Here is an 11,879-nt window from a genome sequence, read left to right on the forward strand (position 1 = left end):
TCTACTTTTCTCCTATGATGTCGCGCAGCGCATGCTGCCATGCCTGCGCCGTCATCTGTGTGCTGATGCTAGGGTTGGGCACTTTGGCCGTACGGAACATGTTCACGAACATGTCCTGCGCCTGCTTGGGAACCTTATGCCAGTTGTCCACGAACTCCTGCTCCTCCTGCGGACGGTCTTCTCCGCCGATGGCGTTTTCCGTATGGGCCGGATCAAAGATGAACACCGCATTGCGTATGTCGTGGTAGCGGTCGAGCCACAGTTCGTGCTCACTGTCGTTGCCGTTGCCTCCGGCGGTGAGTTCCGCGACCGTACCGTTCATCATCGCACCGTCGAACGGCAAACGTCCCACCAGCAGGCGGAACAGTCCGGCCGCCAGCGAAAAGTAGGCGCTGCCCTTGGAAAGCTTGCACGTATTCGACGAGCGGTCCTCACTCGCTTTTCCGTTGTATCGATACCACAGCGGGTCCGCATAGTCGCGGTCCACATCAACGAATCCAATGGGGCTAACCGACACCGTGGGCAGATGCTGGTAGAGCGAATCCGCCCAGTTGGCGTAAAAGTCCATCATCACGTTCGCATGGCCGCCGGTATGGTCGTCACGCCGGTAAAACGTCCTGTTCGCGTTGAACCCAGGCAATATGTACCCTTGGCGTTCCAGCTGTGCCCAGATGTCGAGCACGCCGCGCAGGATCGTTCGTGAATCGTTGTCTCCCTGCACGGCGGCATGCTTCGCGAACCACGGACGCGGCCTACGCAGCACATTGGTACTCATATGCGCAACAGGCAGGTAGTCCCGCTCGTCGAACGGCTCGAATAGCAGGGCCTCCTGCGTGCCATCACGTCCCACGCCGACCACATCGACCGGCCACGGCATGACGCCGGTATCCGGCGGATTGTTCAGCAGCGACAGCCAGTGGGCACGATCATGGTGCTGAGTACCGGTGATGTCGTCGATCATGTCTCTGATGGCCGTGTACGTATCCGTTTTCTCCGTGCTGTTCGGCCACGCCCAAGCCGGCATGGCCGGCGTGCAGGGGACGAGCACATACTGCTTACGACCATCGGACACGCACATGTACCGTTTGATGGAGGTCGCGGTTTTGCCGTCCGGCGTGTACTGCTGGTCGCTGGGAGAGAAGGATGCGGACGACGTCTCGTCGACGGCGTACATGCGCGGACCGAGCAGACTGCGCACATAGCCGCCGTACGGGACGGTGACCGAGCCGAAGTTCTGATTGTCCGTCATGAATCAGTGCTTCTTTCCGAATCCGAAGATCTTACCGAAGAGGCCCTCATCCTTCTTGTGCTTCTCTTCCTTGTGACTGGTCTTCTTCACCTGGGGCTCCACCACCGGCGGCTGAACCAGCTGTTCGCGCGGCTGAGCGGCCTTCGGTGCGGCGGGAGCCGGTGTGGCAGTCGGAGGTGCAGGTGGAGCAACCGGCGCAACCGGCTGATACACGGGTTCGGCCGATGGCATCGAAGCATTCCGCGGCGCGGAGGCGACAGGTTGCACAGAGACTGCCGGCTGTGCGGCGGACTGCTTGGAATCCGGTTGCTGCAACGGCTGGGAGACGGCCGGCTGCGCGACCGGCGTAGGTGTCGCGGCCGACGTGGATGCCGCCAGATTCGCCAGCCCGGCGTCTCCGTTCTGCGCATTCTGCAGGGCCTGCGCGGCGGATGCCTGGGCAGCCGCTTGCCGCGTACGCGCCATCTCTTCCAGAACACGCCTGAACGTGATGGCATACACGCGCTTCTGCTTGTACTGCTCGCGCTGACGGCTCAGTTGTGCAACCGTGCCGTCGTCCTCACGGTGCATCGGGCCCTTGGAAGCCCGGATCTGCTCCTCCAATGCTTCGATATTATGGTCGAACACGTGCGCGGCCTGTTCGAACGACTGAGCGAGTATGCCCCGCACTTCCGTATCGGCGATCAGCTGCGAGGTTTGCAATGCATTCGGCCATTCGTCCAGCAACGGCACCACTGAGGTCAATCTTGGCGTAGTGAGCAGAAGCCATGCGGCATTCATGCCGTAGCACCGAGCCAGAATGCTCAGCCAGCAATCAAGAATGCGGGGATCGCTGGCATAGCCGCCTTGCGGTATCGCGTTCATGCAGGTATCGACCAGATTCAGACACACCTTGTCCTTCACGGTGGTTTCCGAATCCGCCGTCTGAGCAGTCTGGGTTGTCGGCCCGCTCCACTGCAGCGCCTTCATGGTGCTGTCGAACAGGACGAGATCACGCTGCTGGTACGCCTGCCAAGCCAGTACGACATGATGAATCAGCGCACAGTGTGCATCGCCCGGCACATTCATGCGGTCGTCCCACACGAACTGCTTGACGTCAAAGGATTCCCACGGCGTCTGCTTCCAGTACGCACGCGTGGCAAGATCGGCCAGCCGGCCGTATTCCCCGGACTGTTCGCCGAATCCGGCCACGGCGGCGATCTGAGACGCACCTTGCCGGTATTGGGCCCATGTCAGTCCCTTGGCCTGCGACAGCCACACCGTCAATGTGGACTCGGCCAACGTGTACAGTTCGCCACGCAGACTCAACGTCACTTGGTCTCCCGACGCTGCGGCGGCATCGGACATGTCGAAATACCGCGAGATAACGGCATGCATGCGTTGCACCAGTGCCATATCCGGAGTCGTTGCACCACCACGCAGGTGTTCGCACATGCGAACGAAATACCGGGCCAAGCGCACTCGACCGGCAGGCGTTGTGGCCAGCTGCCGGAAGATGCCGTCCTTGACGGCTTGGAAGGAATCATCACGCTTCGCCAGTTCGTCGATACGCGCTTCCGCCTTGTCTTCCGAATCATTGCTGATGTCACGAGCCAGGCATGCGTAGCCGAGCGCAAGCAGATCCTCGTCGGAGGTGGCCTTAAGCACCATAAGCAGACGGTTCGGGATATTGCCGAGTATCGGATAGCCGTATTCGCTGATTTGGCCGAGTACCTGTGCGATGTGCTGATCCAATACCGAGCTGCGTACTCCCCCTTGCTTGGCCGGGACCGACAGGCACTTGTTCAGCCGGCGCGAGCAGTCAACGCGAGTGGGCTGGTGCGGAGTCTCGGTCTCCTCCTGCTGCAGGTCAAAGGCGAGATCGTACAGTCTGATGCTCTCTTCAGCGCGATCGAGATCGGTCAGTTGGGCGATGATGGCATCCCACTGCTGATATGCACCATCAAGTGGCGACGCATCAGAAGACGTGCCGGCATCAGCCACCGCCATCAGTTCGTCGATGATATGCGTGATGACGCCGGTATCCTCATACGATTCGCTGAAATCATTGCTCTGCGGCGACTGTGTGAGGTCTACGCAGATATCGGTTGCGGAACGACGGGCTGTGGCGAACACCAGCGTTGTCGGTGCCGCACGATTGGTGACGAATGTGGAGAACGACAGTCCGCCGCGCATACGCACTGGGACGGCGGCGTAGATCGTGACCATGACGGCGCGGATCGTTTCGGGCGTGCAGTCGCAGATCACGGTCAGCGAGTTGCCGGTATCGTCTAGCATCGCGCCGTATACCGAGTAGATCAGATTCGCATACACGGTCTTGCCCTGTTCGCCATGCAGGTTCAATGCATGCATGGCCTGTACGAAGGACATGCGCGGCGCACGAACCACCGGATCGGGCAGCGACGAGGTGCTTTCCTCGCTGAAGGAAAAGTCCGACCGATCAAGATTCAGCGCGATCTGCGGATCGCTGCGGAACCGGTCGAGATCGAACACATAGCCGTGCGAGAACACGATCTTGCGTCCGAACGGATCGGCCAGTCCGTAGTTCAGCCGCGACATGAACGCATAGCCGTTCGCGATACGCAGTTCGGTCACGGTCTGGTCGTCCGAATCGATGTTCATCTGCGCGCTCGGCGCGTTGCCGTTCTGGATCAGTCGATACGCATCGACCGCGCGCTGATCGGTGCCCGGGGTGATGTTGAAGGTCTGCCAGCCGGAGCCTGAACCCTGACGTCCCAGACGGGAGAAGCAGATCTGCCGATCCTGCACCGCATATGACTCAGTCATGGTCCCTCTTTCCATCATTTCCAGCCGAACAGGCCCTTGTGCTGCCCATATCGATTGGTCTTGCAGCCTCGGGTCACGCACATCTCGGCGGAATCGTCGTTCATCGTCTGGCACTTCGGGCACTGCCACTGGCCCTTGTCGTTAATGCGGCAGTTCGGGCAGAATTCGACCTTGTACAGTTCGTACCAGTTATGGCACTTCGGGCACTGCCATTCGTCGGACTGCATCACGTGCTCAGATGCTCCGATCAGCTTGAGCTGGTACAGAATCCATGCGAGCGGCTCGATGAGTCGGATCTGCTGCGGAGCCACCGGAACGGCGACCTTCGCGCCCTGCTCGTTGGTGATCATCGTGGTATTGCCGCCGATGGCGGAGACGATGAAGTAGTTGAACAGATAGTTTCTGTGCAGGCCAAGGATGAAATCCTTGAAGCCGACGGCGATCGCCCGATCCTCGATGTACTTCGAGACATTGGCACGCAGCTTGTTGTATTCCCCGGCGTTGAAGGTGGGAACATCTTCGCCGTACCGGTCGGTCAGGAACGTCATATCGGGCAGCGGATCATCGGAACCGAAGATGTCCTCAACCGCCATATCGCCCTTGGACAGGCACACGGCGAACGGCATGTTCCTGAGCTTGCTCTCGTCGAATTGGAAATAGTTATGCAGTGTCTGGGTGACGGCATTGAGGTTCTTCTGCCGGTCTTCGGTGGCACTTTTGAGCTGATCAGGATCGATCAGCAGGATCATGCCGTTCGCATGGCCGATGAACGGACCGAACTGCTTCATGCCTTCGGCCACGCCGGCCGCGTTCGGCACCGTGTTTTCGCCTGCGATATCGTAGAACACCAACGTGCGGCGCCATGACATTCCCGTCGCTGGATCGTTCAGCCCGAGGTCCAACACCACCGGCTGCTGGAATCGTTCGCTTTCCGTCGGCGTCGGCAACGGCTTGCCGGCACGCACCGGGTTGTCGGTCATGAACTGCTGCAACGCGGTGTTGGCCATGTTCACCGTGATGCCGTAGTTCGCCAGCTGCGAGCTGATGCACTGGCACAGCTGCGACAGGTACACGGTTTTGCCGGCACCGGTGATGCCGATGACCGCGATCGACACCACATCATACTGCCCGAACAGACCCGGCAGCGGATTATGGCAGTGCGGGCATACACGGTTGTCGGTCTTCTTGTCGAATCGATCGTATGCCGCGTACACCATGCCTTCGGCCGTGCGCAACAGTCCCCTGTTGGTATTGAAATACTGCGGATCGTGCGCGAAGCTGTAGACGCGATGCAGGTACGGTGCCACGCCATCAAGACTGGCGTCGTTTTCGGTGGTGCCGCCGAACGCGCTCCACCACTGGGTGTACACCGGGTCCTGCCTCGGAGCGAAAGCGTTGTTCAGCTGTGCCTGGGCCAGCTGGTTCTTGTATTCGTTATCGGTGATCTCGCCGTTGTTCAGCCGGTCTTCCAGCTTTTTCTCGCTGATCTCCTTGGTGACGGTCGGCATGCGGAACATCACTTCGTCGTCGCCGAAGGACTCAAAGCAGTACGGACAGGTAATCATAACCATGAACGGGGTCCTCTTCTCGTATGGGATAACAACTAACGCTTGAAAATGGGAGTGACCAATGTCAGAAACGGACGGCTACCGCGCATCCGATACGGTGATCGTGTAGCCTTTTTCGTCGCCGCCGATCTCGGGCGGTTCAACGGTGCCTTTCGCGAATACCGGCACCATGACCCTGGTTCCCAGCATCTGCGGGGTGATCGGATAGGCCCAGTCCTCGTTCAGGCCGGCGAACCGATAGTACAGTCCGCCTTGGTAGCCCGCGATCTTGTCGATCTCCAGACTGTAGCCGACCACGGTCTCGGTTTTCTTCAGGCCAAGGAATCCGCTGCCGACCACGTGAATCACCGGGCGACGCGTGACATGCACCTTCGCCGGGATGTCACGCTGCGCACCGTAATTCTCGTCGCTTTTATATACGGCCAACGTATCGCCATCCATCACGCAGCCGTAGGCGGCGTACCGGCTGTGCGGCACCGGCTGCGCCGGGACCTGTCCGTCGCGCAGCAGCTGCAGGGCGGAACCGCCGTCGGGCTCCACAACACGACCGTCGAGCAGCCGTTCCATATCGCGCGGGTCCAATGACTGCAACGTGGCGATGGCGTCCCTGTCGAAATCAATCGGCGTATCGAACGTGCCACGGACCAGCAGCACGTGAGTGCAGCCGATCTGCGACCAGCTCAGGCTGGTACCGAGGTTCTTCAGATGCGCCGCGTAATGTTCGCTGTTCGCTTCGCGCTTGATGATGTTCATGACTGCTCCCTTATGCCCTCAGATTCTGCTCGGTCAATTGGTAGAACCAGATCGAGGTCGCGTTGTCACGCGAACCGGAGTTGAAGAACACGCGGCCCACGCCGGCGGGCAGACTGTACTCGTCCAGGAAGCGGTACAGCTTGCCGGCGGCACTGAGCGGGTTGTTGTCGATGTGCAGCATGTACGCCTCCATCGTGCGCTCCTGCAACGGGATCAGCGTGCGGTAGCCCACGTAATCGGACACGTTCATGACCAGTTCCTTGCCAACGACCTGCAGTGCGGCGTCGGACGCCTTGCCTGCGGCCAGACGCTCCACCATCTCGTCCATGAAGTCCATTTCGAAGATGTGGCGGCCATTGTATTCGCTGACGAACAGCGGCTGCAGCGCCTCCTTGTGCAGCACGTCGAGGATGTCGCCGGCGCTGTTGCCGATGCGCAGCAGTTTGGCGAACACGTCGTTGCGGCGCTGCGCATCCGCGAAGAACGATTCGACGCAGCTGCGGTAGAACGAATCGACATCCATGTGCGTACCGTCCTCCTGCACGGAAGCGGCACGGGCGATGCTGCGCTGGATGGCGATGAAGTCGTTGACGGTGCGTTCGGCGGCGGCACGCAGCTTGTGCACGATCTGCAGCGTGTGCTCGCGAACCTGATCGGTGACCGCGCACAGCATCATCTGGCTGATCGCGGCCGGGGTCGGGGCGCGACGTGCGGTCTGTTCGTTGAGCGCCAGATCGTTGAATGCCGTGGCGATCTTGCGATCCCATTCCTGTTCGGGCAGCGCAAGCAACTGCACCGCGTTCAACGATCGCGTGAGCTGCGCGGTGATGCGCGCGTCAAGGCTGCCGGAACCGGACGAACCGTTCAGGGCACGATTCAGCTTGCGGTACTGGTTCTCCTTGAGGAATGCGCTCAGACAGCCGAACGATTCGCTGTCGGCTTGGTCGAACGGCATGCCGGCGATATTGGACGGCAGCTGATGCGTCGGCACCCATTGCAGGAAGTTCTGGTACTGCGCGTTGATGTCGTCGATCGTGGATTGGTATTCCTCCGCGATCAGCGAATGGCCGGATTCGATGCCCAGCGCATGGTTGATGTCGTCATTGCTCGGCACGCTGCGCGACAGCCCTTCCATCAGCTGCCCGAGCACGGAGACGATGACCTTAAGCGCCACCACGACGATGTCGCGGCGCGGCTTGTCCACGTAGGAGAACGCGGCGGTCATGGCCGGCCGACCGGTGGAGAACAGACGGCTTTCACATTCCTCCACCGAATCGGTCTGCGAGTTCGTGAGCAGCACCAGATCGGCGAACAGGTTGCGCTCGTCGCAGGACTGCACGTCGTCGGTGCTGAACAGGTTGATATACGAACCGTCCTTGCGCTGGTTGCCGTACAGGAACACACTGTCGTATAGATGACGGCCCGCTCCGCCGATGCTCTCGTCCGCATACAGATCGGCCAGCTGTTCGGTGATCTGCGATGCGTTGGCGGTGCCGAGCGAATTGTTGAGCACCACCATCAGCATGGTGCGCGTCTGCATGCCGGCGAGGGCCTTGTTGATGTCGTTGACGGCCAGATACCACTGGCGGAACTGATCGGGCGTCAATCCGGTGGAATCCAGTACGCAGTAGACCGCGACCTGGTTCATCTTGCCGAAGGACGTCTGATGGCTGAGCATGTTCATTACGGCTTGCTGCACAGCCGAAACACCCACATGGCTGCCGTTGGTCAGATCAAGCAGCGGCTGCTGATCGCTCGCCGGCGCGGCTGCGACGGCATCGGCCGGCTGCGACGGCATCGGCCGGCTGCGATGCGGCTGGGGCGAGACCGGTCGGGTCGGTGAGCGCGAAGAAGGGAATGGTCGTGATGTTGTCGCCCCATCCGTCGCTCAGGCCCCGGTAGATGTCCTGATAGAAATCCGCGGACCGTTGGCCGAAGAAGAAGATGCACGCCGGGTATTGCGGCGCGGAGTAATCGATAAGTTCGGTGCTACGCCGCGTGCGCAGGTCGCCAATCGCGGCATTGACCAGATCATTGACGGTTTCCATTCCCGTATCTTTCCTTGAAGTGCGGAACCGGCTTCCTCCCACGGTACTGGGAGGAAGCCGGTTATAGGGTGCTGGTTAGAGCTTGATGAAGTACTGGGCCGTGAAGAGCTTCAGCGCGTTCTCCAGCTCCTTGATGAAGGACTTGAGCTCCTGGGTCTCCTGCGGGAAGGTCGCGTTCGCGATCATCACATAGTCCTTCTTGCGATCCAGCTCGGCCTTCACCGCCTGACATGCGGTCGTCACCTCGGCGGGCAAGCGGTCCATGTTCAGGACTTCGCCGGCCTGTTCGACGATGGACGAACGCACGTCGGCGTCCAACGACTTGAACGTCAGATACGCCTGGTAGAGCGGTGCACCGCCGTGCGGCATCTGAGGCTTCGACAGCAGCGTCTCGTCGCCGAACTCCTTGTCGGTGTAGGTGATCAGCGGAATGTCGAGCACAATCACACCGGAGAACAGGGCCTTGCGGAATCCGTCAGCATCCGTATCAATCTTCGGTTCGAGGGCCTTCAGGTCGTCCTGCAGTTCCTGCCGCACCTTCAGCTCGTTGGAGATGAGCCTCTGGAACACCAGAGACTGGTCAATGCGGTCAATGCAGATGTCCTGCTCGGACACGCCACCGGTTTCGGTCGACAGCGTCGGAACGGGCTTCTCGAACTCCGGGTTCGCCAGCATGCCTTCCAGCGTCGTCTTTGCCTCGTACTTCACGTCGTTCGGCTGGTTCTTCGCCGCGTCGAACGCCGCGCGGAACCGCTGCACGAACGAGTCGGACAGCGCGTGGATCTCATAGCGGCCGTTGACTTTCTCCACAACCTTCGCGTCCACGGCCTGCTGGTACAGGTCCTTCGCCACTTCGGCGCGGGCACGCATCTCGGGGTTCGTGTTCGCGTTCATCGCGCTCAACGGCGTCGGGGACGGCAGCAACGACCAATCACGGGACTCGGCGTCGGACGACACGTCATCAACATACTCCGCCGGCTCATACAGATGCTTGCCAGGAGTCGGCTTGGTGGCGTTCTCCAGCTCGTATTCTCGTACGCCACGGTAGCCCCACATCGGCACACCAGTCAGGAACCGCAGAATACTGATACGATCACGCACATCAGTCTCACGAATCACCAACTCCGGGTTGCCCAATGCCAGCTTCTTCGCCGCGTCGATCACCACAGGAGCCGTCTGCGGCACCGTGAAATACCCGATCTCCGACGCATCCGCCGTCGTATACCCGGTCTCCGTCGCGAACAACGGCGACGCGTTCTCGTTCACCGTCTGCAACAGATCATTACGCACATAATCCGACAGCTTATCCGGATCAGTCGTCTGATACTTATCCTCCAAGAACGACGTCAACGAACGGTTCGAATACTGCTGGAAACGATTCACGAAATAATCCGACACCAGATGCGACAGCAACGCCTCGTCACCACCATTCATCCAGCCCTTCAAACCCTCGTCACTCAGCAACAGGGACATGACCTCGGACGCCTGGCCGTCGATATCCATGCTCTTGATCGTCTGCTGCAACGAAGGCATCATCTCCTGCATCGTCACCAACGGCAACTCATACGGATTCTTACGATCAGCAAACACCTCCAACTCAGCACGATCAGCCTCAAACGTATCAAACAGGTTGCCGATCGTCTTCGTGAACGGGTCCGTGTATGCATCGGCCATCTTGCGTAGCTGGTCGCTCACCGCATCCATGAGGTTGACGATGTGCTGGTATTCGACGCACCGTGTGTCCGACATCACGAGATTGCGGGTCGCGTTCAGGCACTCATTGCATGTACGGTTACGGTTGAGGAAGTTCGAGCCACGGAACGCGGTCTTCGCCTGCTCATAACGGGGCTGAATGATGTTGTTGAGATTCTGACGCTCATAGTTCAAACGAGTCAGTGCCGTTTCGCGGATGCCCTGCGCCGCGGCCAGCAGATCGGAACCGCTCAGGCCGCGCACCAGCGCCGCCGCATAATACGGGCCACGCTTCGGATCAACCATCACCGGGCGGATCGCGTCCAGCACCGAACCGATCAGCGAGCGCATATTCGTCGCACCGCCGCCCACCGTCGTGGAATACGACGTCAACGCAGCCGACAGGTTCTCGAAGTTCTGCTGCAGAGCACCCTGCGCCTTGGACTGCAGATTCGCGAACCAGTCCTCATACAGACGTTCGTTCTCCAGCGCATCGTTCGGCTTGACATCCGGCATCGGGAACGACATGTTCACGCCGCTCTCCATCTTGTGCAGGATCGGATCGAACTCGAATCCGATCTCCTTGCGGAACTGTTCCGACGCCTGATCGCTCGGCACCAGATTGCGCACGCCGGCAAAGCCCTCGAACACCTTCGCCGCCAGATACGTCAGCATCTGCTTGAACGGCACCATCGTGCTCGCGGCGCCAAGCACCACATAATCATAGACAGAACCAGTGTTCTTAGATATCTGTTGCTTGATTTTACCCACGTTGATTAGATGGGATTCAAGGTTGAAATCCGGGCTTGTGGACTTGACGAGGAAGTCCATAGTGTAATCGGTCACCACGTTCATCGCATACTGGTAAGCCTCCGGAATCACCGCACCGTCGGCGGTTGTCGCGGAAATGAGATGGCACAGGTCAACCGGCTGCTTCGAACTGCGCACGTCAAGGCCGGCACCGTAGTTCTGATGCCACTCATCGCCGTTGTTCGGGAAGTTCATGCAGTAATCCAGTTCCTGCAGTGACGCGTAGCCATTTTCCCTGATATAATCTCGCACTTCCTTCGGCAGCGTCGACTTCGACAGGTTCACATCCGGCAGGAAGAAGTAGCCAAGTACCTTCAATCTGTTCTCGGATTCCAGCGCCTTCTGCACCAGATAGCACACATCAAGGAACGTGCCGGCACCGGTGCCGCCGCTGATGCCGGAATAAATGTGCACGTAAACGTCACATCCTCCCAAGCCGGTCTTTGCCTCGGCAACAAGCTGCTGCACCTTGGTCACAAATTCTCGGGCCTTTTGCATCAGCAGGAAACGCCCGAGCTGACGGATGGCACCTGCACCGGCGGTAGCTACAGTACCTGTCTTAATTTTGTCGAACTGCAACCACTCGCGATATACCGGATTTTTTGCCAGCTGTATACGGGTTTGCAAGAATAGATCTTCAATACGTGCGGCGTAGGACAGATCGAAGAATTCGGTGTCCGGGTTGATGGCGCCCAGCGAACCGTCCGCGCCCTGACGGGCCATTTCGCTCTTCTTCTTCATGTCCTGCAGGTCGGTGTCCACCGCAAGATACTTGACGTGCGAGTACTGCGGCACCGTTGCCGTCGGGTCATCGGGCTTGACGCGATTGTACATCTTCCGCTTGAGGTTGCGCAGGCAGCGACGTGCCTCACGTTTTTTGAGCGCGTAGGGTGTGGTGGTGCCTCATCGGGAATGAGCGCGAACGGTATCGGTCCTGTTTGGCTTGTCTTATGGAAGACAGGATCAGCATGG

7 protein-coding genes are annotated in these 11,879 nt (G+C 59.6%); all 7 read right to left on the reverse strand.

Annotated features, from left to right (window positions below; genetic code table 11):
• Nucleotide 1: 1 nt before the first annotated feature.
• On the reverse strand, nt 2–1,249 hold the full coding sequence (locus AC1A0G_RS06870) for a hypothetical protein (protein ID WP_476528456.1): 1,248 nt from the start codon (nt 1,247–1,249) through the stop codon (nt 2–4).
• Between the two features lie 3 nt (nt 1,250–1,252).
• The gene (locus tag AC1A0G_RS06875; protein ID WP_476528457.1) at nt 1,253–4,036 is read right to left on the reverse strand and encodes a hypothetical protein; all 2,784 of its coding nucleotides are present in this window, start codon (nt 4,034–4,036) and stop codon (nt 1,253–1,255) included.
• 14 nt (nt 4,037–4,050) lie between these two features.
• Nucleotides 4,051–5,607 (reverse strand): TRAFAC clade GTPase domain-containing protein, encoded by a 1,557-nt coding sequence (locus AC1A0G_RS06880; RefSeq protein WP_476528458.1) that lies wholly within the window; start codon nt 5,605–5,607, stop codon nt 4,051–4,053.
• A 75-nt stretch (nt 5,608–5,682) separates the two neighbouring features.
• Nucleotides 5,683–6,357 carry a hypothetical protein gene (locus AC1A0G_RS06885; protein ID WP_476528459.1) on the reverse strand — a complete coding sequence of 225 codons (675 nt, stop codon included), beginning with the start codon at nt 6,355–6,357 and terminating at the stop codon, nt 5,683–5,685.
• Between the two features lie 10 nt (nt 6,358–6,367).
• Nucleotides 6,368–8,155, reverse strand: coding sequence for a hypothetical protein (locus AC1A0G_RS06890; protein WP_476528460.1), 1,788 nt, complete (start codon nt 8,153–8,155; stop codon nt 6,368–6,370).
• A complete protein-coding gene (locus tag AC1A0G_RS06895; protein WP_476528461.1) occupies nt 8,091–8,405 on the reverse strand; it encodes a hypothetical protein in 315 nt (104 codons plus the stop codon). The genes AC1A0G_RS06890 and AC1A0G_RS06895 overlap by 65 nt, the downstream gene beginning before the upstream one ends.
• Nucleotides 8,406–8,480: 75 nt before the next feature.
• The gene (locus AC1A0G_RS06900) at nt 8,481–11,741 is read right to left on the reverse strand and encodes a tubulin-like doman-containing protein (protein WP_476528462.1); all 3,261 of its coding nucleotides are present in this window, start codon (nt 11,739–11,741) and stop codon (nt 8,481–8,483) included.
• Nucleotides 11,742–11,879 lie beyond the last annotated feature (138 nt).

This window comes from Bifidobacterium sp. LH_230, assembly GCF_056357555.1.